We start from the raw sequence: 25,220 nt of genomic DNA, 5'->3' as shown, positions 1-25,220 counted from the left end.
GGAAGAAAATGAGTTTACAGGTAGAGAATTTAGAGCATAATATGGCAAAGCTGACGATCACAGTATCAGCAGAAGAAGTAGAAAAGGCACTTCAGGCAGCTTATTTAAAGCAGCGTAGCAAGATCAGCCTTCCGGGATTCCGTAAGGGAAAAGTTCCGCGTCAGATGATCGAAAAAATGTACGGACCGGAAGTATTCTATGATGAAGCAGCAAATCACATGATTTCTGAAGCTTATGGAAAGGCATATGATGAGTGTGAACTTGAGATCGCTTCCCAGCCGACAATTGATGTTGTCCAGCTTGAAAAAGGAAAAGACTTTATCTTTACAGCAGAAGTAGCTGTAAAGCCAGAAGTAAAGCTTGGCGAGTATAAGGGACTTAAGGTAGACAAGGTATCTACAAGAGTTATGCAGAAAGAAGTAGATGAAGAGATCGAGAAAGAGCGTGAGCGTAATGCCAGAACAGTAGAAGTTACAGACAGAGCTGTTCAGGACAAGGATATTGTTACACTTGACTTTGAAGGATTTGTAGACGGAGTTGCGTTTGAAGGCGGAAAGGGTGAGAATTACCCGCTGACGATCGGTTCCGGTGCATTTATCCCGGGATTTGAAGAGCAGTTGATCGGAGCTGAGATCGACAAAGAGACAGAAGTAAAAGTGACATTCCCAGAGGAATATCAGGCAAAAGAACTTGCAGGTAAAGAGGCAGTGTTCAAATGCACAGTGCATGAGATCAAGGCAAAAGAACTTCCGGAACTGGATGATGAGTTCGCTTCAGAGGTATCGGAAGAGGCAGAGACTCTGGAAGATTATAAGGCAGAAGTAAAGGCTAAGATCAAAGAGCGTAAAGAGAATGAAGGAAAAGAAAAGAAAGAAAACCAGGCTGTAGAGCAGGCTGTTGCTAATGCAGAGATCGATCTTCCTGCACCGATGGTAGATCTTCAGGCTAAGCAGATGGCAGATGATTTTGCACGTCGCATCATGCAGCAGGGTATGAGCGTGGAGCAGTACTTCCAGTTCACAGGACTCAATGAGGAGAAGATGATGGAAGAACTGAAGCCACAGGCTGAGAAGCGAATCAGAACAAGACTGGTTCTCGAAGCAATCGTAGCTGCAGAGAATATCGAAGTATCGGATGAGCGTCTTGATGAAGAACTTCAGAAGATGGCTGATTCTTACCAGATGGAAGTTGAAAAGCTCAAAGAGTTCATGGGTGAGAATGAGAAGAAGCAGATGAAAGAAGATATCGCAGTGCAGGATGCAGTTACTCTGATCACAGAGGCGGCTGTAGAAGAATAAGCAGAGATTCTGTAGGGGGTGCACCTGTAATGGGTGTACCCTTTTTAGTGGTGGGCAGGCAATTCCAGATGGAGTGACAGCCCGGTAATTTACAGACAAAGATTCAGACAGGGAGAAGGAAAGAATATGAGTTTAGTACCTTACGTCATTGAGCAGACAAGTCGCGGAGAACGTTCTTATGATATTTATTCAAGACTTCTGAAAGAAAGGATTATTTTTCTCGGAGAGGAAGTGAATGATGTTTCCGCAAGTGTGATCGTAGCACAGTTACTTTTCCTGGAGGCAGATGATCCGGATAAGGATATCCAGTTGTATATCAACAGTCCGGGGGGATCTGTGACAGCGGGAATGGCAATTTATGATACAATGCAGTATATCAAATGCGATGTATCTACAGTTTGCATTGGTATGGCAGCAAGTATGGGAGCATTTCTGCTTTCAGGTGGAGCAAAAGGCAAGAGATTTGCCCTTCCGAATGCTGAGATTATGATCCATCAGCCACTTGGCGGAGCACAGGGACAGGCGACAGAGATTCAGATCGCAGCAGAGCATATCCTCCGTACCAGAAAGACTTTGAACAGTATTCTGGCAGCAAATACAGGAAAGCCGCTGGAAGTGATCCAGACAGATACAGAGCGTGATAACTTTATGTCTGCGGCTGAGGCAAAAGAATACGGTCTGATTGACGAAGTAATAGCAAGCCACTAATAGATTGCAGTATGAGGTGACAAGAATATGGCAGGAAAAATGACAGAAGAGATTGTAAGATGTTCATTCTGTAACAAGACGCAGGCTCAGGTACGCAAGCTGATCGCAGGTCCGAACGGGACATATATCTGTGACCAGTGTGTGGGGATTTGTTCAGAGATCATTGAAGAAGAGCTGGATTATAACGACAGAGGAGCACTGGACGATATCAATCTGCTGACTCCGGAAGAAATGAAAGCATTCCTTGATCAGTATGTGATTGGTCAGGATGAAGCCAAAAAGGTGCTTTCCGTTGCGGTATATAACCATTACAAAAGAATTCTTGCAGAACAGGATCTTGGAGTGGAGCTTCAGAAAAGTAATATTCTGATGCTGGGACCGACCGGATGTGGAAAGACGCTTCTGGCACAGACCCTGGCAAAAATTCTGAATGTTCCGTTTGCGATCGCTGATGCAACTGCACTGACAGAGGCAGGATATGTGGGAGAAGATGTTGAAAATATTCTTCTGAAAGTGATTCAGGCAGCGGATGGAGACATTGAGCGTGCTGAGCATGGAATCATCTATATTGATGAGATTGACAAGATTACGAGAAAATCGGAGAATCCATCCATTACGAGAGATGTTTCGGGAGAAGGTGTTCAGCAGGCACTTCTGAAAATCATCGAGGGAACGGTTGCATCTGTTCCGCCGCAGGGAGGAAGAAAGCATCCGCATCAGGAACTGATTCAGATTGATACGACGAATATCTTATTTATCTGTGGTGGAGCTTTTGAAGGAATTGATAAGATTATAGAGACCCGGATCGACAGAAAGTCGATCGGATTTAATGCAGAGATTGCAACAAAGCATGAATACGATATGGATGTGCTGCTTCAGGAGGCACTTCCTCAGGATCTTGTGAAATTTGGTCTGATCCCGGAACTGGTGGGACGACTTCCTGTGACAGTGTCACTGGATCTTCTGGATCGGGATGCACTGATCCGTATTCTGACAGAACCAAAGAGTGCGATCGTAAAGCAGTATCAGAAGCTGCTTGAGCTGGACGGAGTGAAGCTTGAGTTTGATAAGGATGCACTGCTGGAGATTGCCGATACGACTCTGAAGCGTAAGACAGGAGCCCGTGGTCTTCGTGCAATCATGGAAAATATCATGATGGATACGATGTTTACAGTCCCATCTGATGAGACAATTAAAGAATGCCGGATCACGAAAGAAGCAGTTCTCGGAACAGAACCGCCAAGATATACGCGTGACGGCGAAGAAAGAAAGTCGTTCCTGACATCAGAGAGTGCATAAAAAAGGCGGGCGTGATGGCGAATCCCATCCACCCGCTTTTTTTACGCATGGTAGTCTGTAAGAGGAGAAGAATAGATTCAAATAGAAGGACATAAAAATAAGAACGGAGGAAAAGAAATGGACAGCGTAATGAAAAGCCTTCCGATGGTCGCTCTGAGAGGACTGACGATCATGCCGGAGATGGTCGTACATTTTGATGTGAGCAGAGAACGCTCGATCACTGCGGTACAGCAGGCAATGATGGAAGATCAGAAGATTTTTCTGGTTGCCCAGAAATCCATAGAGACAGAAGATCCGGGACAGGAAGATGTATACAGTATCGGAACAGTTGCCACAGTCCGGCAGGTCATTAAATTGCCGAAGAAAATTGTGCGGGTTCTTGTCTCAGGAGAACAGAGAGGAAGATTGACCGGGATCAGTGAAAAAGAACCGTATCTCAAAGCGGAAGTTGAACTTTTGGAAGAGACAGATTTTGGCATAGAGGATGAGATACAAAAGGAAGCGATGGCACGAAACCTGAGAGAGGTTCTTACGGAATATGCGGACAAAAGTGGAAAAATGTCCAAGGAGGCAGTGAAAGAACTGATTTCGATCGAAGATCTGAAGAAGCTGACCAATGAGATTGCCTGCAGTGTACCATTTTCATATACGGAACAGCAGAAACTTCTGGAAGAACTGGATATTAAAAAAAGATATGAGAAACTTTGCTCGGAACTGACAGATGAAATTCAGATTATAGATGTTAAAAAAGAGATTCAGAAAAAGGTCAAAGAACTGGTGGACCGGCATCAGAGAGAATATATCCTGCGGGAAGAACTCAAAGTTATCCGACAGGAGCTGGGGGAGGATTCAGGTATTTCTGATGCAGAAGAGTTTGAAGAGGCGGCAGCAAAGCTTGAAGCACCGGAAGAGGTAAAGGAAAAGCTGAAACGTGAGATCAGCAGATTCAAAAATACGATCGGATCACAGGCTGAAAATGGAGTGATCCGTACCTATATTGAGACACTTCTTGAAATGCCGTGGGAAAAGCGTTCCGAAGAAAATAATGACATTCAGTATGCCCGGAAAGTGTTGGATGAAGATCATTACGGAATGGAGACCGTGAAAGAGAGGATTCTGGAGTCACTGGCAGTCAGAACGCTGACCCGGAGAGAAGAAAGTCCGATCCTCTGCCTGGTAGGTCCCCCGGGAACAGGTAAGACTTCCATTGCAAGGTCGCTGGCAAGGGCAACGAATCGGCCTTATGTGAGGATTTCCCTGGGAGGAGTCCGGGATGAAGCGGAGATCCGTGGGCATAGAAAGACGTATGTGGGTGCAATGCCGGGAAGGATTGCAAACGGAATCCGCAGTGCGGGAGTCAAAAATCCGGTACTTCTTCTGGATGAAATTGACAAAGTAAGCACAGACTACAAGGGAGATACATTTTCTGCTTTGCTGGAAGTTCTGGATTCAGAACAGAACAGCCGGTTCAGGGATCATTATCTGGAAGTACCGCTGGATCTTTCCGAAGTAATGTTCATTACGACTGCCAACAGTCTTCAGACAATCCCGCGTCCGCTGCTGGACCGCATGGAGATCATTGAAATCAGTAGTTATACAGAAAATGAAAAGCTGCATATTGCCCAGGAACATCTGGTTCCGAAGCAATTGGAAAAGACAGGACTGACAGAACAGCAGCTATCTTTCAGTAAAAAAGCAATCTGGAAAATGGCACATAATTATACGAAAGAGGCAGGAGTCAGACAACTGGAACGTAAGATCGGTGCTGTCTGCAGGAAAGCGGCAAAAGAGCTGCTGATGACAGAAAAAGAGAAGATCGCAGTAACAGACCGGAATCTGTCCAGATTTCTTGGAAAAGAAAAGTATACGTATCAGATGGCAAATGCAGCACCGGAGGTCGGAATTGTGCGTGGACTTGCATGGACAAGTGTAGGAGGCGATACCTTGCAGATTGAAGTCAATGTTATGCCGGGAAAAGGTGAGATCATGCTGACCGGAAAGCTGGGAGATGTCATGAAAGAATCGGCAAGAACGGGAATCAGTTATATCCGTTCTGTAAGTAAAAAGTATGCGATTCAGGAAGATTTCTTTGAAAAGCATGATATTCATGTGCATATTCCTGAAGGAGCGGTACCGAAAGACGGACCGTCAGCAGGAATTACAATGGCAACAGCCATCCTCTCCGCAGTGACAGGAAAGAAAGTACGTGCAGATCTTGCAATGACAGGTGAGATCACACTTCGCGGAAGGGTTCTTCCGATCGGAGGCCTGAAAGAAAAACTGCTTGCTGCGAAAAATGCAGGAATACATACGGTACTTGTGCCGAAAGAAAATCTGGCAGATGTAGAAGAACTGTCAGTGGAGATTACGAAAGGACTGGAGATCATTCCGGTAGAGAGCATGAATGAGGTGCTGAAAACGGCACTTGTAAGATAAAGGAGGATCTTATGGTAATTAAAAATATTAATTTGGAAACTGTCTGTGGAATTACAAGTGTTCTGCCGGAAAATGACAAGCCGGAGATCGCATTTGCAGGGAAGTCAAATGTTGGTAAATCTTCATTGATCAATGCACTGATGAACCGGAAATCCTATGCAAGGATTTCGGCAACACCGGGAAAAACGCAGACGATCAACTTTTATAATATTAATGATGAAATGTATCTGGTAGATCTTCCCGGATATGGTTATGCGAAAGTATCCGAGCAGGAAAAAGCTCAGTGGGGAAAGCTGATCGAACGTTATCTGCATACATCCGGTCAGCTTCGGGCGGTTTTCCTTCTGATCGATATCCGTCATGCACCGTCTGCAAATGATAAGATGATGTATCATTGGATCGTAGAGCAGGGATATCAGCCGATCATCATTGCCACAAAATTAGACAAGATCAAAAGAAGCCAGGTACAGAAATGTATCAAGATCCTAAAAGAAGGACTGGAACTTGTTCCGGGAACAAAAGTGATTCCATTTTCTTCCCAGACAAAGCAGGGAAGGGATGAGATATGGGATCTGATCGAGACAGAATATCTGAATCAATCTGAGGAGGCATAAGCATGGAAAACAGACGCCCATACTGGCAGGTCGCAGTCAGCCTTTTATTCAGTATCCTTGCCACGGCAGCGTTTATTGTAATCGGGATCAGACTGATCGGATTTCTGATGCCGTTCGTGATCGGATGGATCGTTGCCAGTATTGCGACACCACTTGTAAACTGGTTGGAGAAGAGAATGAAGATTGTCAAAAAGCTGGGGTCGGCACTGATCGTGATCCTGGTACTGGCGGCAATCATTCTGGTCAGCTATTTTGCGGTCAGCCGTCTGGTGACGGAAGTGACGGGGCTGATCCGGGATTTCCCGGATCTGTATGAGCAGACAGAAACAGGGTTGGAAAAAATCGGTCAGACACTGTCGGGCGTCTTTGTGCGTCTCCCGGAAGGGATTCAGAACGGATGGACATCACTGGTTGAAAATCTGGACGATTATATGGGCAATCTGATGAGTAAGGTCAGTGAACCGACAGTTACGGCAGCAGGAAATGCAGCGAAAAAGGTTCCTTATATGCTGGTATCGTTTATTGTGATGATCATGTCGGCTTATTTTTTCATTGTGCAGAGAGAAGATGTCATTCACTGGATGAAAGGGATCGCACCAGAGGCTGTGACAAAAAGAATGGCTATGGTGATGGACAATCTGAAATATGCAGTGGGAGGTTATTTTAAAGCCCAATTTAAGATCATGGGGATTGTGTTCCTGATTCTGCTGGCAGGACTTGGGTTTTTAAAAATCCATTATTTTGTCCTGATCGCTTTTCTGATTGCATTTCTTGATTTCCTTCCATTTTTTGGAACGGGAACCGCTATGATCCCATGGGCGGTGTACGAAGTTTTTATGGGAGAATATAAGGTGGCGGCAGCATTGCTGATCATTTATGTGGTAACGCAGGCAGTACGGCAGTTGATCCAGCCCAAGCTGGTCGGTGACAGTGTGGGACTGAATCCACTGGTTACATTATTACTTTTATATATCGGATACCGGGTTGGCGGAGTGATCTGGATGATCCTTGCAGTGCCGGTCGGAATGGTAATCATTAATATGTGCCAGGCAGGAGCATTTGATTATATTTTTGATGATGTAAAGATTCTGACCAGGGGAATCCTGGGATTGCGGCAGGAGCAGCAGACAGAAAAAGAGCAGCTTGTGAAAGCAGAACAAGAGACAGAGAAAGAGCAGCTTGTGAAAGCAGAACAGCAGACAAAAAAGGAAGAATTGACTGAAGAGCAGAAAAAAGGAACGGAAAGTACAGGAAAATAAATAAGAATAGAAGAGAAAGAAAAAAGAAAAAAGAAAGAGGATTGTGAGAATGAGTAAATATGACGTAATTATTATCGGAGCAGGACCGGGAGGAATTTTTGCAGCGTATGAGCTGATGCAGAAAGCCCCTGAACTGAAAGTGGCAGTTTTTGAAGCGGGAAATCCGCTGGAAAAAAGAAAATGTCCGATTGATGGCAAAAAGGTGAAAAGCTGTATCAACTGTAAGACCTGTGCGATCATGAGCGGATTTGGCGGAGCAGGAGCGTTCTCTGACGGAAAATATAATATTACGAACAGCTTCGGTGGTACACTTTATGAGTATATCGGAAAAGAAGAAGCCATCAGACTGATGGAATATGTAGATGATATCAATGTAGAATTTGGCGGGGCAGGAACAAAAATGTACTCCACTTCCGGTACACACATTAAAAAGCTGTGTATGCAGAATAAGCTGAATCTTCTGGATGCATCTGTACGTCATCTTGGAACAGATATCAATTATGTGGTACTTGAAAATCTGTATGCAAAATTAAAAGAAAAAGTGGAGTTCCGGTTTAACTGTCATGTAGACCGTCTTGAGATGAAAGAAGACGGATACTGTGTGGTTACTAAGGACGGAGAAGATGAATGTGAGAAATGTATTGTTTCCGTGGGAAGAAGCGGAAGTAAATGGATGGAGCAGGTATGTAAGGATCTGAAGATCCCGACGAAATCCAACCGTGTGGATATCGGAGTGCGTGTAGAACTTCCTGCCGTGATCTTCTCCCATCTTACCGATGAGCTTTATGAGAGTAAGATCGTATACCGTACGGAAAAATTTGAAGATAAAGTCAGAACTTTCTGTATGAATCCGAATGGAATCGTAGTAAATGAAAATACAAACGGAATTGTAACGGTTAATGGACATAGTTATGAAGATCCTGCAAAGCAGACGGAAAATACAAACTTTGCATTGCTTGTAGAAAAGCATTTCTCAGAACCGTTTAAGGACAGCAACGGATACGGTGAAAGTATTGCACGGCTTTCCAATATGCTTGGGGGAGGAGTCCTGGTACAGCGTTTCGGAGATCTGATCCGTGGAAGAAGAAGTACACCGGAGCGGATCGCCGAGAACTTTATGACACCGACCCTGTCTGCAGAGCCGGGAGATTTAAGTCTCGTTCTTCCAAAGCGTATCCTTGACGGAATTATTGAGATGATCTATGCACTGGACAAGATCGCACCGGGAACTGCAAATGATGATACACTGCTTTACGGAGTGGAAGTGAAATTCTACAATATGGAAGTACAGTTGGATGAACATCTTGAGACGCTGCATAAGGGGTTGTATGTGATCGGAGACGGAAGTGGAGTGACCCATTCTCTGTCTCATGCATCTGCAAGTGGAGTTTTTGTGGCAAGAGAGATCGCAGAGGAGAGTCGGTGTTAGAACATTTCCGGGAACATCAGTAAAAGCACTGGATCAGATCACGTTTGAAAGGAGATACTAAAATGAAGATAGAAAAAGTAGCAGTTCTCGGAGCAGGAGCAGTCGGCTCCTATGTGATCTGGGGACTCTCCCAGAAAAAAGAGATCCGGCTGGGTGTGATCGCAGAAGGTGAAAGGGCAGAACGTCTGAAAAAGGGATGCAGGATTAATGGAGTCACGTATAATCCCGAAGTATGGACACCGCAGGAGGCACAGGGGGTGGATCTGCTGGTTGTATGTCTGAAGTATGGTGCTTTACCGGAAGCAATGGGCAGCATCCGTACGGCAGTGGGAGAAAATACGACGGTAATGAGTCTGATGAACGGAGTGGACAGTGAAGAACTGATCGCTGCAGAGATCGGGGCTGCACCGGTATTGCCTTCCCTGATCAAGGTGGCATCCCATCAGGAAGAGGATGGATATCATTTTGATCCTGAGACAACGATTGGTATCATTTTCGGCGAGGGTGAAGCACCGTATCAGAGCGAACGGGTGCAGGCGATCGAAGAATTATTGAAAGATACGGGAATCCATTATCGTTCCACAGAACAGATTCAGGCAGAAATATGGAGCAAGTTCCGTCTGAACGTATGTAATAACCTTCCACAGGCAATCCTTGGTGCAGGTGTGGGATGCTACAGAGACAGTATCCACATGAAGGAGATCAGTAATGGACTCCGCAGAGAATTAGAAGCCGTGGCGAAGGCAAAGGGGATCGATCTGAAGGCAGCGGATGATTCATCCAGTCGTGGAAGTGAAGTTCCGCCAACTGCGAGATATTCTACCTTGCAGGATTTAGATGCGGGAAGACATACTGAGATCGATATGTTCTCAGGAGCATTGATGCGTATGGGAAAGGAACTGGGGATTGCAGTTCCGTATAATGAGTATACGTATCATATGATCAAAGCACTGGAAGAAAAAAATGACGGAAAATTTGATTATGGTGGGAAAAATGAAAAAGCCACCTGCTCAAAATAGGCAGATAGCTGAAGAAAAATGATAGTTCTGAAAGATCAGAGAAAGCGGTCGAGTTCTTTTTCGACTGCTTTTCTTTTTTTGGGCATTGGATGATCCAGGGACAGCCGACATCGTTTCCGAGAACCACCGGAATATCATGTTCCAAAGCGGCTTTGGCACAGTCGATGATTCCCTGAAAGACAACATTTTCATTATACTGTTCGACTTCCAGCAAATCTGCAGAGAACAGAAGTAATAGAGAATATGGAAGAAAATGAAAAAATGATTTTAAATTAAAAAGCTGTAAAACTTTGCGTTGAATTTTACAGCTTTTTGTGTATAATGTAAGTAGCAGAAAAATATGAAATCAAGGAAGGAGCTGAAAGAATATGGCAAGTATTTTACCAGTATCTGATTTAAGAAATTATAATGAAGTCCTAAAAAATTGTCATAAAGGCGAGCCAGTGTATCTTACAAAGAATGGCAGAGGTCGTTTTGTAGTTATGGACTTTGAGGATTATGAACGTGATCGGGCAGAAAAGAAGCTCTTGATGAAGCTGCAAGAAGCAGAAGAAGCAGTGAAAGACGGCGAAGGATGGCTTGATTTGGATGAATTGAAAGCACTCGTGGGGGAATAGGATGTTAAAATTGAGGATTAACCCGATTGTTGCAAAGGATTTAAAAAGCATTCGGGATTACATTGCTGAAGATAACGAGGAGAATGCGGCAAAGACCATAAAGGAGATTTATGGCAAATTCGAAAATCTTCAGATGTTTCCTGGAATGGGTTCGGATCTTTCAAAACGAGTCAGCTTTTGGACAGACTATAAGTATGCGATATGGGAAGATTATGTGATTATCTACAAAGTAGATAATGAGTATGTAGAAATTTATCGTGTAATCAACCGGTATCAGGATATTACGAGAATCTTTGATTGATAACAGATATTTGATAACAAATTGATAACACCGTTCAGTACAGTCTGTGTACTTAGGACAGTGGAACACATATAAAAACAGATAGAACCACGCCTATACAAATTTGCAAAAAAGTATGATCTGCTGGAAGTTATGCCGGCAATGTGCAACCCGGATTTTACGGGGATGGAACTGATTCATGCTAAATTGATCCGTAAAACTACCTGTTCTAATGGATGCCGGTGCGATTATACAATCTGTGGTGATCAGAATCCCTGTGCAATGGAACATCCTGAATATCAGGATGAGCAGGGCTACCGGAGAAACCGGTGATCTGTTACCGGAGGATTCAGGAAAGATCCTGGAAGAAGGAAAAATCACAGAAAAAGGGAAAATTCTGAAAGAAAAATTATGGAAGATCAATGAAAAAGAGAGGCCTCTCTTTACCGGATATCCGGTGAGGAGAGGTCTTTCGGGTTCAATATTCCATTAAAGCGGCTTAAGAAGGTTATGGTTGTAATGGCAGCCGCCAGGATATCACTGACTGGTTCTGCAAGGAAAACTGCAAATACCTTATTAGATAAAAAGAGCGGCAGGATAAAGATGAGAGGGATCAGTAGGATCAGTTTTCGCAGGCATGCAAGAAGCAGAACAGCCCAGCACAGGGTCGTAAAAAAGACGCAGGCTTTAAACTTGGTAAAAAGGCTTCTTTTACCCGCTTTTTATTATTGGTACCGAAGTTGTAACTTGTGATCAGCTGACCTCCCTGGCAGATCCCCTGCACAGGCATTGTAACAAGCTGGCTGACACTGGTAATGATGGTCATTGCTCCAACTGCCAGGTCGCCACCGTACCTTGAAAGGCTGGAGGTGAAACTGATGGAGAGGATACTTTCCGTGGAGAGCATGACGAAAGTGGAAATACCAAGTGCCAGGCAGGGCAGGATAATGTCTCTGCGTAACCGGAAATTTTCTTTCCGGAGATGGAGAATGGTTTTCTTTCAGGTCAGGAAACGGAGGATCCATACAGCTCCGACAGCCTGACTTAAAACGGTGGCAAGTGCCGCACCTCTTACACCGAGATCCAGTACAAAAATGAAGATTGGATCAAGGATAATATTGATCACTGCACCAATAACGGTGGTGAGCATACTGATCTTTGCAAATCCCTGTGTTGTAATGAACGGGTTCATTCCCATAACGATCAGTACAAAAATACTTCCAAGGATGTAGATGCGGGAATAGGCAACGGCATAAGGAAGTGTCTTACCACTTGCACCGAAAAGGGTCAGCATCTGTGGGGCAAAAATAAAGAAAATAAAGGTCAGTATAACTGCCATGATAATAAGAAGAGAAAAGCAGTTCCCAAGGATCTTTTCTGCAGTCCTGTTATCCTTTTTCCCCATGGAAATCGCGGCACGCGGAGCACCTCCCGCACCGGCAAGCATGGCAAATGCATTGATCAGCATTAAAATGGGTGTGAATAAACCGCCACCGGTGAGGGCAGAAGCACCAACTCCCGGAATATGTAATTGGGCATGGAAATACGTTGAAGTGCAAAGAAGAAGCGGAAAAATATGTAACAGTGTAAGTAAGGATGTTCTTTAAAATGACAGGGTAACAAAAATGGAGAAGATATAGAGGATGGTAATAAAATAGGATATATCGCACATAAAGATGGTGAATATGGAGTATACAATTCCTGAAAATAGACTTGACTTTTAAATATTACAAGCGTAAGATTTAAGAAGCAAAAAGATTAGAAGAAAGGAATATCTATGAAAAGAAGATGAAAAAAGCAGATACAGTTACGCTTTCGTATGAAACATCATGTAATACAATTGCCGGAACAATACAGATTCCAACGAGCTTACAGTAGATTATACTCCCGGAAAGCAGGAGACAGCAAGAGAAGATTTCAATAACAGCAGAAATTATGTATAATTATATGATGTCGGGGTCAAAAGCCCCCGACTTTGATGCCTACGGATTGCTCCGTGCTACGCACTCCCACAATCCTGCCCAATATTCGCATATCGTGGGATTATCATCCCACTTTTATGCTCATATCGGGGCGGGTTCTAAGGTCTTTCACCCACCTATGAGCAAGCTCATGTGGGCTTAGACCTTTTGACCCTGGCATCATTATGTTGTAGGTACAAAAATAGTGTGACAGCGAGGTAGAGAAAATGGAAAAGCAGATAAAAAAGATTTATGAAAAGCAGAAAAAGGGACGCATCAGGATGATACGGAATGTGCTGTTGATTTATGCAGCATTGATCTGTGTGGTGAGTATTTTTAAAGGAAATCCGTTCCCGCATCAGGAGACAGTACTCTTTTTCGATGTGAAGCAGCCGGGCTGGGTCACGACAGATCCCTGGCTTCTGTGGATTTGCGTGGTGGTTGATCTGATCGCAGGTATATTCATTTTAATCAAGGGCATTCTCAGAGATTTTTCAAAAATTGACCGGATTCTGTCAGAGCAATGTGATGCAGAAAAATATTCAGAAATGCTGGAAGGGATGATAAAGTACGGAAAGAGTCTGGATTATCATAGATTTCAAAAAAATGTCATGCTGATAGCTGAGCCTAAATATGTAGTTGCACTGATCATAAATGGGCAGTTGCAGAAGGCAGAAGAGTATATAAAGAATGAATGGCAAGGAAAAAGAGAGGGACGTTCCTGGCAGCAGGTCATGACGAATCTCGAACTGGCGAAGAAATATCAGGAGAAAGATGCGGCAGGTTATTCGGCTACATTAGAAAAAGCAGGGAAAGTATTTCAGAAGAATCCGCTGTTAATGGCAAAAAATTTGATGCTGAAAGGTGAAGATGAGGCAGCAGTAAGATTACTGGAAAATGATACGGAAAAGCTGCCTTATTATGAGGTTACACGCAGATTCCTGCTGGGAGTATGTTACTACCGAATCGGAAAAGAAGAGCAGGGAAAAGAATGTATGAAATATGTAATTGGGCATGGAAATACGTTGAAATGCAAAGAAGAAGCGGAGAAATATGTAACCGTGTAAGTGAGGATGTTCTTTAAAATGACAGGGTAACAATAATGGAGAAGATATAGAGGATGGTAATAAAATGGGATATATCGCACATAAAGATGGAGAAAGAGTACAGACTGTAAAAGAACATTTGGAAGGAACGGCAGAGAGAGCTGGGAACTTTGCAGAAAAGTTTGGAAAAAGAGAATGGGGCTATTGCTGTGGAATGCTGCATGATATCGGAAAATACTCGAAAGAATTTCAGAAAAAAATACAGGAGAATACAAATGATAAAGTGGATCATGCTACGGCAGGAGCTCAGGTCTGTAAAGAACTTGGAGGTTATTATCCCATTCTAAGTTATTGCATTGCAGGTCATCATGCTGGACTGCCTGATTATGGAAATACTGCAATAAGTTCCAGCTTATGTGGAAGATGGAAGAAAAAAATCTGCGACTATCAGGATTATAAAGATGAGGTCGAAATTCCAGATCTGGATACGGAACCGATTACATTTAAAGAAGACAGAAATATGGATTTTTCACTGGGAACATTTATCAGAATGTTGTATTCATGTCTTGTAGATGCAGATTTTCTGGACACAGAATCATTCATGAAAAATGGAGATACAGGAAGAAATTCGGGAGAGACCATGGTAACTTTACAGAATAGATTGAAAAATCATATTTCCGAATGGTTGAAAAATACAGATGCAGACACAATAAATGGTCGAAGAACAGAGATATTGAGTCATTGTATAAAAGAGGGAAAGCAAAAAGAAGGGATTTTCCGTCTTACAGTGCCAACAGGGGGTGGAAAAACTGTTGCTTCTCTTGCATTTGCTCTGGAACATGCGGTAAAGAATCATAAGGATCGTATCATTTATGTAATTCCATATACAAGCATTATTGAACAGAACGCCCAGGTATTTCGAGAAATACTTGGTGAGGAAAATGTTCTGGAGAATCATTATAATGTAGATTATGAAAGCTCAGAAGAATTTAAACCGATGCAGCTTGCAAGTGAAAATTGGGACAAGCCTGTTGTGGTAACAACAAATGTACAGTTTTTCGAATCATTATTTGCAAATAAATCCTCGAAATGTAGGAAGATACATAATATTGCGAACAGTGTTGTTATATTCGATGAAGCACAGATGCTGCCGATGGATTATCTGAAACCTTGTATAGCGATGCTTCAGGAATTGGTGGACAGTTATTCTGTCAGCATAGTATTATGTACTGCAACGCAGCCGGCATTAGATTCGTTTTTTTCTAAAAATGAGTTAATAAAAGAATTATGTCCAAGAATGGAAGAACAATTCCTTTTTTTTAAACGCGTAAATTATCAGAATCTGGGAAGGATACGAGAGGATGATCTGCTTGAAAAACTGAAGAAGGAAAATAATGCATTATGTATTGTAAATACGAAAAAAGCAGCACAGATGATTTATAAAGAATTACAAGGAGAAGGAATCTATCATCTGTCAACAAGTATGTATCCGAAGCACAGAAAACGTGTGTTAAAGAGAATAAGAGAACGATTAAAAAATAATGAGAAATGCATTGTGATTTCTACAAGTCTTGTAGAAGCAGGAGTAGATTTAGATTTTGCAACAGTGTATCGTCAGATAGCGGGGCTTGATTCTATGATACAGGCAGCGGGAAGATGTAACCGTGAAGGAAAAAGAGAATTGTCAGAAAGCATGGTTTATATATTTGACTTAGAAGAGTCTTATAGTGTACCAAACCAAAGGCAACAGATTGATGTATCCAAAGGGATTTTACAGGATTATACTGATATAGCAGATTTAAAAGCGATTCATGATTATTTTACAAGACTATACCACTATAGAGGCACAAGTCTGGATAAGAAAAAGATTATGGATGAATTTCAAAAGATGGAATGTAATTTCGCAGAAGTTGCAAAGGAATTTAAATTAATCGAAGAAAATACAAAGACTATATTTATCAACAGGGAGCCTGAAGCAGATGAATTATTACAGGAATTACGAATTAAAGGAGTAACGAGGGAAAGAATGCGGAAAGCAGGACAGTATTGCATTCAGGTATATGACAATGCAAAATCAGAAAACAGCTTTTTCGACAGATTGAATGGAGCAGGTATGCTCAGACCAGTATCAGAAGAGATGCAGGATTTTTATGAGTTGGTTGATGGAGAGCAGTATTCAGAAGAATATGGACTGGATTTTTCATTAGAGGATGGAATGGCGTTCTTTGTGTGATATGAATTGTGGATTTTGAGAAACACACTTTGCGAGTTCCTCAAGTTACCGAGGCAGTTGCAAGGTCTTTTGTGTGCTAGTATAATCCACTTTAAATAACAAACTATTTTAATTCACATTCCTATTATGGTATAATTGAACCATCGGAGGTGCCAATTATGCCTAATACAATTAAAACTATTTCTTTAACAGATGATGATAAATCTTACTTAAATAAACTGCTGACTCAGAGCACTTTGGAAATTCGCGTTTATCAACGTGCTAGGATCCTTCTGCTCAAATCTGAGGGTGCATCTAACAAAGCAATTGCTGACAAACTGGATATTGGAATCAGTGTGGTAAAACGTTGTCTTAACAAATTTAAAGAGAACGGTGTTGAAGCTTCTTTACGTGATAACAAAGGCCGTGGAAGGAAAGCGGAAATTACCGATGACGATATCACCTGGGTAATCAGTAAAGCCTGCCAAAAACCGAAGGATTACGGCTATTCTGCTGAATTCTGGTATCCCATGAGTTTCAGGAAATTCATCAACTCTATAGCAGAAACGGAAGGACATCCTCGTATGGCAACAGTAGCTGAAACAACGCTTCGGAAAATTCTGAGCAATGCAAGGATCAAACCGTTTCAGGTGTCCTATTACTGCGAAAGACGGGATCCTGAGTTTGATGCAAAAATGCATGATGTCCTTGTTATCTACAAGCAGATTGAAATGCAGTTTGACAAGGATGGAAAACTGATTCCCTTTGAGAAAGATGCCGTACATACCCTGTCTTATGATGAAAAGCCAGGAATTCAGGCAATTGCTACCACAGGTGAAGACCATCCACCGATTCCGAATACAGATAAAAGCAATGGCTATCAGCGAGATTATGAGTATGTCAGGCTGGGAACCCTCTCCCTGCTTGCAGCGATTGATTTGCTCTCAGGAGAAGCAATTCCATTAGTAAGTGAAACTCATAAAAGTTCTGACTTTGTGACTTTTCTAAAGAAACTTGATGAAAAATATCCAAAGAGCGATATGATTCGGATTATTCTGGATAATCACTCTGCACATACCTCCAAAGAAACCCAGGAATATCTGAATACGGTTTCTGGACGTTTTGAGTTTGTATTTACACCCAAACATGGTTCCTGGTTAAACATGATTGAAGGTTTTTTCAGTAAAATGACAAAGCAGATGCTGGGTGGAATCCGTGTGGAAAGCAAGAAAGAACTCGAAGATAGAATCTACAGATACTTTGATGAAATCAACAAAGAACCTGTGCCCTACAAATGGACATATAAAATGGATACCATCGATCTTTCTCAAGAAGATATTGATTCCATAGTGTATGAGGTTGTAAATGAAAAAGCTGCTTCAGCAGAAAACAAAAACAAAAAAGCACCAAAAACAATTTCACGAAAGAGAAAGTCTATCCAGAATTAGCATAAAATGCTAATTTGAAACAGGCTTCTAATTTGCGTGGATTATACTAGTACAGATTTTGGATCATTGCTTACGGAAATAAAGAGAGGGGGCTGTCGCACTAATAAATCGTTAAAGCGACAAGCCCCTCAGCTTTTTCATTAAAAATACCATTATTTCAATCCACTGGAATACCAGACAACATAAGTATAAACGGTTATAGGAAATATTTCAAGAAAAAGTATTTTCAATGGAATTTAAAATGAATAAAAGATGTTGATTACCAAAATAAACTGTAGTATAGTGATTTTATAAAGAATGAAAATAGTATAAGTAGATACTATATTTTTAGTAAATAGAGTTTATAGTGTAATTTAGCAATTTTATGTAATCGGAAGGAGGAGAAGAATTTTGATTTTGTACCATGGAAGCAAAGAGATTGTAGAATTTCCAGAGATAAGGAAAGCAGTGTATAACAAAGAGTTTTATTTTGGCTTTTATTGTACCCGGATGCAGGAACAGGCGGAACGCTGGGCAACTCGTTACGGACGCAAAGGATATGTGAATTGTTATGAATATACACCGGATAAAAAATTAAAGTATTTGATCTTTGAAGAAATGACAGAAGAATGGTTGGATTTTATTGTTGCCTGTCGAAGCGGACAATCGCATGATTATGATATTGTAGAGGGACCAATGGCGGACGATACCATTTATAATTATGTACAGAATGTTATAGATGGGAAAATATCAAGAGCTGCCTTTTGGGAACTTGTTAAATTCAATCATCCGACACATCAGATCAGCTTTCATACGATATCAGCATTAGATACATTACAGTATGTAGGAAGTGAGGCAGTAAATGGGAACAAAAAATAATAATAATTTATTTTTTACGTGCAGTCTGATTGAATATATGGGACGTTTAAAAAAGAAAACCAGATGTGAAATAACAGAAGCCCTGGGCAAAGAGAACATAGACAGAATCTATGAATATGCGGATGTGCTGCACTGTGAACCAATTGAAAAGGTTGCACATGAATTCGTAACCGAATGTAAGATCACAACAGGAAATTTTGATAATGTAATTGAGTGCCGTTATAGAATTCCTGATTATTGGGATATTGGTGAAGTGTATGAACGCCTGATAGAGGATAGTTATAAAGATTCTGATATTTTAAAAGGGTTATGGGAAGTTTATCATTCGTGGATAGATGAAAAAATATCAGACTATAATACAGATTTTTATTACCAGCCGCGGGATTATATTGCAGCATGCTATAAGAAAGGAGAAGTATTATAGATGGGCATAGGTGTAAAAGTAAAAGTGTGGGGGGATTATGCTTTGTTCTCAAGACCGGAGATGAAGGTTGAAAGATGTTCTTATGATGTTATGACACCTTCGGCAGCACGTGGAATTCTGGAAGCAATATACTGGCATCCCGGTCTGAAATGGGTTATTGATAAGATTTATGTGAAGAATCCAATCCGCTTTACAAGTGTCAGGCGAAATGAAGTAAAAAGCAAGATATCTGCCAGCAATGTACTGCAAGTGTATAATGGGGCAGATAAACCACTTTATCTTAGTACAAAAGAAGACATTGTTCAGAGAGCCTCTCTAATTTTATGTGATGTATGCTATATCATAGAAGCACATTTTGAAATGACGAATAAGGCAAATGCATCGGACAATCCTGGAAAATTTAAAGATATTATCATGCGTCGTTTAAAAAGAGGAGAGTGCTATCATATGCCATATTTTGGGTGCAGAGAATTTCCGGCTCAGTTCTGTTTATGTGAAGAAAAAGAGATACATACCAGTTATGATACAGTGCCTGAAAAGGATCTGGGATTTATGTTGTATGATATGGATTATAGTAATCTGGATGAAATACAGCCGATGTTTTTCAGAGCAGTCATGAGAAAAGGAGTGCTGGATTTACGAAACTGTGAGGTGATCAGATGATTCTGCAGGCATTGGTAAAGTATTACGAGGAACTCGTACAGCAGGGAAAAGCAGCAAAACCAGGCTGGTGTCAGGCAAAAGTATCGCATGCAATAGAATTAAATGCGGATGGAACAATAAAAACGATTATTTCATTGAAAAAGGAAGAGCAAAGAGGCAAGAAGAAAGTATGGGTTCCCGAACCTTTAAATGTACCGGAAATGGTTACAAGATCTTCAGGGATTGCTTCTAACTTTTTATGTGATAATGCCAAGTATTTTCTTGGAATTGATGCAGAAGGAACAAATCAGAGAGTTATAGACTGCTTTCATGCGGCAAGGGAAAAGCACTTAGCAATTCTTGGAGAGGCAGAGGGAGAAATGGCGAAAGCAATCTGTCTTTACTTTAAAAACTGGAATCCGGAACAGGCAAAGAAGAATCCTGTGATTAAAGAACATTGGGAAGAACTGAATGAAGGCGGAAATATTATCTTTAGTATGAAAGGGATTTATGCACAGGAAGACGATGAAATAAAGAAGCTATGGGACAAGCTGCAAGTAAAAGAAAATAGTGGAAAGAAAGGAATCTGTCTTGTGACAGGACAGAAAACAGAGATAGCACGTATTCATAGAGGAATAAAAGGAGTTCCGGGAGCACAGTCAAGTGGAGCAGCACTTGTGTCATTTAATGCTCCGTCATTCGAGTCTTATGGAAAAGAACAAAGTTATAATGCACCGGTCGGAAAGTATGCGGAGTTTGCATACACAACAGCATTAAATTATTTATTGAGTCAAAGAGAATATCAATTTCCATTAGGAGATTCCATGATTGTATTCTGGGCAGAATCAGGAAAAGAAGAATATCAAAAGACATTTTTGTCCTGGATGAATCCCAAGCCGGATAATCAGAAAGAAATGAGAAAAGTATTTGGAAATTTAGAGAAGGGATTATGGGTAGACCTTGAGGATATCAACTTAGATCCGAATCAGCCATTTTATATCCTGTGTCTTGCACCAAATGCAGCAAGATTATCAGTTCGGTTCTTTTATCAAAATTCATTTGGAACCATTATTAAGAATATTTCCAGACATTATCAGAGAATGGAAATTGTAAAACCTTCCTGGGTGGAGAATGAATATCTGGGAGTAAAGAAGATGCTGGATGAAACAGTGAATCAGAAGTCAAAGGATAAAACTCCAGTTCCTAATATGGCATCAATGGTATTAAGAGCAATTCTGGAAGATTCAAGATATCCAGAAAGCTTATATACGGATACGCTGATACGAATAAGAGCCGAACAGGGAAATGTTACTTATGGAAGAGCGGCAATTATAAAAGCCTTTTTAATTAAAAACCGTGGATGGAAAGAAGGAGACGATAGTATGGGATTAAATGAAGAGTGTATAGAGACTTCCTATGTACTTGGAAGAATATTTGCAGTACTGGAATCAATTCAAAAGGATGCGAATCCTGGAATTAATGCAACAATTCGAGACAGATATTTTAATTCTGCATGTGCAACACCAGCATCAATATTTCCGGTTCTGATAAAATTGAAAAATAGTCATATCAAGAAAATAGACCGGGAATCAGTTGCCAGAAAAATATATTATGAAAAAGTGTTGGCTGATCTGATGGGAAAATTAGATGTGTCAGAAGAAAATGCAGGAATTCCGAAGCGATTATCATTAGAGGAGCAGGGAAGGTTCATGTTAGGATATTATCATCAGATACAAAAGAAGTACGAAAAAAAGGAGGACAAGTAAATGGGAGAAGCAATTAAAAATCGTTATGAGTTTGTGGTACTGTTTGATGTAGAAAATGGAAATCCGAATGGAGATCCGGATTCTGGTAATATGCCAAGAATAGATCCGGAAAGTGGATTGGGACTGGTTACAGACGTGTGTCTGAAGCGAAAAATTCGTAATTATGTGGAAACAGTAAAGGAAGATGCAAAAGGTTATAAAATCTACATCAAAGAAGATGTTCCGTTGAACAGAAGCGACCGGGAAGCCTGTGAAAGCCTTGGAATTACAGAAACAGAGGACAAAAAAGTTACCGAAGCATTGAAGAAATTAAAAAAATCAGATAAAGACGTGGATATAAAACTGAGAGATTATATGTGTGATAATTTCTATGATATTCGTACCTTTGGTGCAGTTATGACCACTTTTGTAAAAGCTTCTTTGAATTGTGGACAGGTAAGGGGACCGGTACAGCTTGGCTTTGCAAGAAGTATCGATCCGATTGTCAGTCAGGAAGTTACGATTACAAGAGTTGCAATTACAACGGAAAAAGATGCTGAAAATAAGAGTACTGAAATGGGAAGAAAAAATATTGTTCCGTATGGATTGTATCGAGTGGAAGGATATATTTCAGCGAATCTGGCCAGAAAAGTGACAGGATTTTCAGAGGAAGACTTAGATCTTTTGTGGGAGGCAATTATTAATATGTTTGAAAATGATCATTCAGCTGCAAGAGGGAAAATGGCTGTCCGGGAGCTTATTGTGTTTAAGCACAGCAAGGAACTGGGGGATTGTCCGGCATATAAGCTTTTTGATGCAGTCGAAGTAAGAAAAAAAGAAGAAATTGAATATCCAAGAAAATATCAGGATTATACAGTTCAGATTCACGAGGAAATGATTCCAGATTCAGTTGAGATGAAAAGGATGATTTGATGGCATATAAAGAAGACGAATATTTAATGTTGTCGGGGATACAGCATTTTAAATTCTGCCGACGGCAATGGGCTTTGATCCATATTGAGCAGCAGTGGAGTGAAAATGTTCATACAGTTATTGGTGAATTAATGCATAAAAAAGTCCATGATCCCAGTGTAAAAGAAAAAAGAAAAGAGACACTTCTTGTTCGGGCACTTCCGGTTTCCTCGAAAGAGCTTGGAGTTAGTGGGGAATGTGACCTGGTAGAATTTCATAAATGCGAAGATGGAATTACATTGTCTGGTCATAGAGGATTATATTCTGTTTTTCCTGTGGAATATAAAAAAGGAAAGCCTAAGATAACGGACGAAGATAAATTACAGCTAACAGCACAGGCAATGTGTCTGGAAGAAATGTTTTCTACTACAATATCTGAAGGGGCACTTTATTATGGAGAAACGAGGAGAAGAGAGAATATTACATTTTCACAGGAACTGCGTGATGAAGTAAAAGAAATATTTCAGGAAATGCATCAGTATTATGAGCGAGGTTATACGCCAAAAGTCAAAAAGAGTAAGGCTTGTAATTCATGCTCTTTAAAGGAAATCTGTCTTCCCAAATTAGAAAAGACGATATCAGTTTCTGATTATATAGCACAGGCACTGAAGGAGGACGAGCAGTGAGAAAATTATTAAACACCTTATATGTAACCTCTGAGAATAGTTATCTGGCATTGGATGGAGAAAATCTGGTTGTATACGATGAGAAAAAAGAATTGGGAAGATTGCCTTTACACAATTTGGATGGAATTGTTTCTTTTGGATATCGGGGAACCAGTCCGGCGTTAATGGGAGCATGTGCTGAAAGAAATATTTCACTTTGTTATCTCACTCCTCAGGGGAAATTTCTGGCAAGAGTAACTGGGAAGGTTCAGGGAAATGTTCTTTTACGGGAACAACAGTATAAAAGTAGCAAAGATGATGAAATAAGTCTCACAATTGCAAAAAATTGTATTATGGGAAAAGTTTATAATGCAAGATGGGTACTAGTACAAAAGTTTTTAAATAAATGGACTATATTTCTTTTCTGTAGTATACTGTTCTCATCAAATCAAAAGGAGCATTAAACTATGGGAAGAAAAGCATCCACTATTAATCTTAGCGAGGACGAACGTTTATATCTTGAAACTCAGATGCGTGCAAGAACAATTCAAGCCCAGACAGTAATTCGGGCAAGAATTTTACTACTCAAAGCAGAAGGTATTTCAGTTGACCATATTGCAGACAAAGTAGGAATGAATCGCAAAAGCGTCATGCTCTGTATCAATAAATACCTTGAGGGTGGTGTGGAAAATGCTCTGTTTGATGCACCCGGTCGTGGCAGGAATGCTGAAATAACCGATGATGAAAAAGCCTGGATAATAAATATCGCCTGTCAGAAGCCTGTCAATCTTGGATATTCAGCAGAAGTATGGACGCGTGCTCTTCTTACAAAACATATTAATAAATTTGCCGAAGAAGCAGGTCATACAAGGTTGTCAACAATCAGTCAGTCAAAGGTCCGCACAATACTGGAAGAAGCGGATATTAAGCCTAACAAAATAACTTATTACTGCGAAAATCGTGACCCTGATTTTGACCAGAAAATGCATAATGTTCTTCTTGTATATAAACAATTGTCTTTACAGTTTGACGAGAAGGGACAGCTCATTCCGTTTAAGGAGGATGAACAGGTTGTACATGTACTTTCCTATGATGAAAAACCCGGAATTCAGGCAATTGCCAATACCACAGAAGACCTCTTGCCGGATGAAAATCACAAGACGGTCAGCCGTGATTATGAATATAAACGTCTTGGAACTATTTCACTGCTTGCTGGAATCGACTTACAAACAGGGGAGGCAATTCCGCTTGTAAAAGATAAACACAGCAGCAAGGAATATATTGAGTTTCTAAAAATACTTGATTCAAAATATCCGGAGACTGACCGGATTCGTCTGGTATTGGATAATCTGAAAGTTCATTCTTCAGAGGAAACCCGAAAATACCTTGCGACAAAGCCGGGAAGATTTGAATTTGTGTTTACTCCCAAGCATGGTTCATGGTTGAATCTTGTTGAGGGATTCTTTAGTAAACTCACACGTCAGATGCTAAAAGGCATACGTGTAAAAACTAAGGATGAACTTGTGCAGCGTATCTATAGATACTTCGATGAAGTAAACGAACAACCTGTCGTATATCACTGGAAGTATAAGCTTGAAGAAATTAATTCAAGTGAAGAGGTGGTGGTTGATACGTTGCCAATTCAAAAGTCCAGTTAATTAATAACGGTTATACTAGAACGGGCAATTCGTGATCACGGAATGCAGATAGATGTAGAAGGCGTGAAGAAAGCATCTTTGCATTTAAAAGAATCGTTACAGTATATACAGAATGCAGAATCGAAAGACCAATTGAGAGGTTATGAAGGAGAAGCAGCCAGTATTTATTTTGGCGTTTTCAATGAATTGATTCTACAACAGAAAAAAGAATTTAATTTTCAGGGGAGAAATAAAAGACCGCCTAAAGATAATGTAAATGCGATGTTATCTTTTGTATATACCTTATTAACAAATCAGATTACATCTGCGTTAGAAGTGGTAGGACTGGATCCTTATGTCGGATATCTTCATACAGACCGACCGGGGAGAGTATCATTGGCATTAGATCTAATAGAAGAACTGAGAAGTGTGTATGCAGATCGGTTTGTTTTGTCATTGATCAATAAAAAAAATGTGAATGGAAAAAACTTCTCCCAAAAAGAAAATGGAGTTGTCTTGATGGGGGATGATTTGCGGAAAAAGTTATTAGTTGAGTGGCAGAATAAGAAAAAAGAAGTTATTACACATCCATATTTGAAAGAAAAAGTTGAATGGGGGATGGTTCCGTATGTACAGGCAATGTTGCTTGCAAGGTATTTACGTGGAGATTTAGATGGCTATCCTGTATTTCTGTGGAAATGAGGTGGAAAT

Annotated in this window: 23 protein-coding genes and 2 pseudogenes; 23 read left to right on the top strand and 2 right to left on the bottom strand. The window is 40.8% G+C overall.

Translation table 11 applies throughout. The features are described 5' to 3' along the window. The first annotated feature begins 8 nt into the window (after nt 1–8). From tig to NQ541_RS08060, 11 genes are all read left to right on the top strand, one after another. Nucleotides 9–1,298 carry a trigger factor gene (gene tig, locus NQ541_RS08110; protein ID WP_005610748.1) on the top strand — a complete coding sequence of 430 codons (1,290 nt, stop codon included), beginning with the start codon at nt 9–11 and terminating at the stop codon, nt 1,296–1,298. Between the two features lie 126 nt (nt 1,299–1,424). Continuing rightward, nucleotides 1,425–2,006 (top strand): ATP-dependent Clp endopeptidase proteolytic subunit ClpP, encoded by a 582-nt coding sequence (clpP, locus tag NQ541_RS08105; protein ID WP_005610750.1) that lies wholly within the window; start codon nt 1,425–1,427, stop codon nt 2,004–2,006. 27 nt (nt 2,007–2,033) lie between these two features. Then, nucleotides 2,034–3,305 carry an ATP-dependent Clp protease ATP-binding subunit ClpX gene (gene clpX / locus NQ541_RS08100; protein WP_005610753.1) on the top strand — a complete coding sequence of 424 codons (1,272 nt, stop codon included), beginning with the start codon at nt 2,034–2,036 and terminating at the stop codon, nt 3,303–3,305. Nucleotides 3,306–3,422: 117 nt separating this feature from the next. Next, nucleotides 3,423–5,741 (top strand): endopeptidase La, encoded by a 2,319-nt coding sequence (gene lon, locus NQ541_RS08095; protein WP_005610755.1) that lies wholly within the window; start codon nt 3,423–3,425, stop codon nt 5,739–5,741. A gap of 11 nt (nt 5,742–5,752) precedes the next feature. Further along, entirely contained in the window at nt 5,753–6,355 is a 603-nt protein-coding gene (gene yihA / locus NQ541_RS08090; RefSeq protein ID WP_005610756.1) for a ribosome biogenesis GTP-binding protein YihA/YsxC, read from the top strand. Nucleotides 6,356–6,357: 2 nt separating this feature from the next. Further along, the gene (gene ytvI / locus NQ541_RS08085; RefSeq protein ID WP_005610757.1) at nt 6,358–7,614 is read left to right on the top strand and encodes a sporulation integral membrane protein YtvI; all 1,257 of its coding nucleotides are present in this window, start codon (nt 6,358–6,360) and stop codon (nt 7,612–7,614) included. 49 nt (nt 7,615–7,663) lie between these two features. Next, the gene (locus tag NQ541_RS08080; RefSeq protein WP_005610759.1) at nt 7,664–9,043 is read left to right on the top strand and encodes an NAD(P)/FAD-dependent oxidoreductase; all 1,380 of its coding nucleotides are present in this window, start codon (nt 7,664–7,666) and stop codon (nt 9,041–9,043) included. Between the two features lie 62 nt (nt 9,044–9,105). Continuing rightward, entirely contained in the window at nt 9,106–10,062 is a 957-nt protein-coding gene (locus NQ541_RS08075; RefSeq protein WP_005610761.1) for a ketopantoate reductase family protein, read from the top strand. A gap of 368 nt (nt 10,063–10,430) precedes the next feature. Beyond that, nucleotides 10,431–10,679: a type II toxin-antitoxin system prevent-host-death family antitoxin gene (locus NQ541_RS08070; RefSeq protein ID WP_005610763.1), complete on the top strand. Its 249-nt coding sequence runs from the start codon at nt 10,431–10,433 to the stop codon at nt 10,677–10,679. A 1-nt stretch (nt 10,680) separates the two neighbouring features. Beyond that, entirely contained in the window at nt 10,681–10,980 is a 300-nt protein-coding gene (locus NQ541_RS08065; RefSeq protein ID WP_005610764.1) for a type II toxin-antitoxin system RelE/ParE family toxin, read from the top strand. A gap of 165 nt (nt 10,981–11,145) precedes the next feature. Next, nucleotides 11,146–11,292: a hypothetical protein gene (locus tag NQ541_RS08060; protein WP_226979142.1), complete on the top strand. Its 147-nt coding sequence runs from the start codon at nt 11,146–11,148 to the stop codon at nt 11,290–11,292. Between the two features lie 289 nt (nt 11,293–11,581). On the opposite strand, the gene NQ541_RS13175 is transcribed toward NQ541_RS08060, so the two are convergent. Both NQ541_RS13175 and NQ541_RS12960 read right to left on the bottom strand, forming a co-directional pair. Continuing rightward, nucleotides 11,582–11,866, bottom strand: coding sequence for an MATE family efflux transporter (locus NQ541_RS13175; protein WP_334290415.1), 285 nt, complete (start codon nt 11,864–11,866; stop codon nt 11,582–11,584). 93 nt (nt 11,867–11,959) lie between these two features. Next, complete coding sequence (locus NQ541_RS12960) at nt 11,960–12,484, bottom strand: MATE family efflux transporter (protein WP_334299797.1); 525 nt, start codon at nt 12,482–12,484, stop codon at nt 11,960–11,962. Between the two features lie 663 nt (nt 12,485–13,147). Here NQ541_RS12960 and NQ541_RS08050 point away from each other — a divergent pair. The 12 genes and pseudogenes from NQ541_RS08050 to cas1 (NQ541_RS07995) all read left to right on the top strand — a co-directional run. Beyond that, a complete protein-coding gene (locus NQ541_RS08050) occupies nt 13,148–13,987 on the top strand; it encodes a hypothetical protein (RefSeq protein WP_005610773.1) in 840 nt (279 codons plus the stop codon). Nucleotides 13,988–14,051: 64 nt separating this feature from the next. Then, nucleotides 14,052–16,199 (top strand): CRISPR-associated helicase/endonuclease Cas3, encoded by a 2,148-nt coding sequence (locus NQ541_RS08045; RefSeq protein WP_005610775.1) that lies wholly within the window; start codon nt 14,052–14,054, stop codon nt 16,197–16,199. A 158-nt stretch (nt 16,200–16,357) separates the two neighbouring features. Beyond that, nucleotides 16,358–17,626: an IS630 family transposase gene (locus tag NQ541_RS08040; protein WP_005610777.1), complete on the top strand. Its 1,269-nt coding sequence runs from the start codon at nt 16,358–16,360 to the stop codon at nt 17,624–17,626. Between the two features lie 390 nt (nt 17,627–18,016). Continuing rightward, nucleotides 18,017–18,484, top strand: coding sequence for a DUF3990 domain-containing protein (locus NQ541_RS08035; protein ID WP_005610780.1), 468 nt, complete (start codon nt 18,017–18,019; stop codon nt 18,482–18,484). Continuing rightward, nucleotides 18,468–18,908: a hypothetical protein gene (locus NQ541_RS08030; protein WP_005610781.1), complete on the top strand. Its 441-nt coding sequence runs from the start codon at nt 18,468–18,470 to the stop codon at nt 18,906–18,908. The genes NQ541_RS08035 and NQ541_RS08030 overlap by 17 nt, the downstream gene beginning before the upstream one ends. Beyond that, on the top strand, nt 18,909–19,571 hold the full coding sequence (gene cas5c / locus NQ541_RS08025; protein WP_005610782.1) for a type I-C CRISPR-associated protein Cas5c: 663 nt from the start codon (nt 18,909–18,911) through the stop codon (nt 19,569–19,571). It abuts the gene before it with no gap. Next, nucleotides 19,568–21,316, top strand: a complete 1,749-nt coding sequence (cas8c, locus tag NQ541_RS08020; protein WP_005610783.1) for a type I-C CRISPR-associated protein Cas8c/Csd1 — start codon at nt 19,568–19,570, stop codon at nt 21,314–21,316. Before cas5c ends, cas8c begins: the two co-directional genes overlap by 4 nt. Continuing rightward, entirely contained in the window at nt 21,317–22,228 is a 912-nt protein-coding gene (cas7c, locus tag NQ541_RS08015; RefSeq protein WP_005610784.1) for a type I-C CRISPR-associated protein Cas7/Csd2, read from the top strand. Further along, nucleotides 22,228–22,893 (top strand): CRISPR-associated protein Cas4, encoded by a 666-nt coding sequence (gene cas4, locus NQ541_RS08010; protein ID WP_005610786.1) that lies wholly within the window; start codon nt 22,228–22,230, stop codon nt 22,891–22,893. Before cas7c ends, cas4 begins: the two co-directional genes overlap by 1 nt. Beyond that, nucleotides 22,890–23,258: pseudogene (cas1, locus tag NQ541_RS08005) on the top strand (CRISPR-associated endonuclease Cas1); the annotation flags it as partial. The gene cas4 and the pseudogene cas1 (NQ541_RS08005), both read left to right, overlap by 4 nt. 81 nt (nt 23,259–23,339) lie before the next feature. Continuing rightward, entirely contained in the window at nt 23,340–24,530 is a 1,191-nt protein-coding gene (locus NQ541_RS08000) for an IS630 family transposase (RefSeq protein WP_005609147.1), read from the top strand. A gap of 12 nt (nt 24,531–24,542) precedes the next feature. Next, a pseudogene (cas1, locus tag NQ541_RS07995) lies at nt 24,543–25,211 on the top strand (CRISPR-associated endonuclease Cas1); the annotation flags it as partial. Between the last annotated feature and the right edge of the window lie 9 nt (nt 25,212–25,220).

Source organism: [Ruminococcus] lactaris ATCC 29176 (assembly GCF_025152405.1).
GTDB lineage: Bacteria > Bacillota > Clostridia > Lachnospirales > Lachnospiraceae > Mediterraneibacter > Mediterraneibacter lactaris.
Note: the sequence above shows the minus strand (reverse complement) of the source record. Positions and strands in the feature narration are given on the sequence as shown.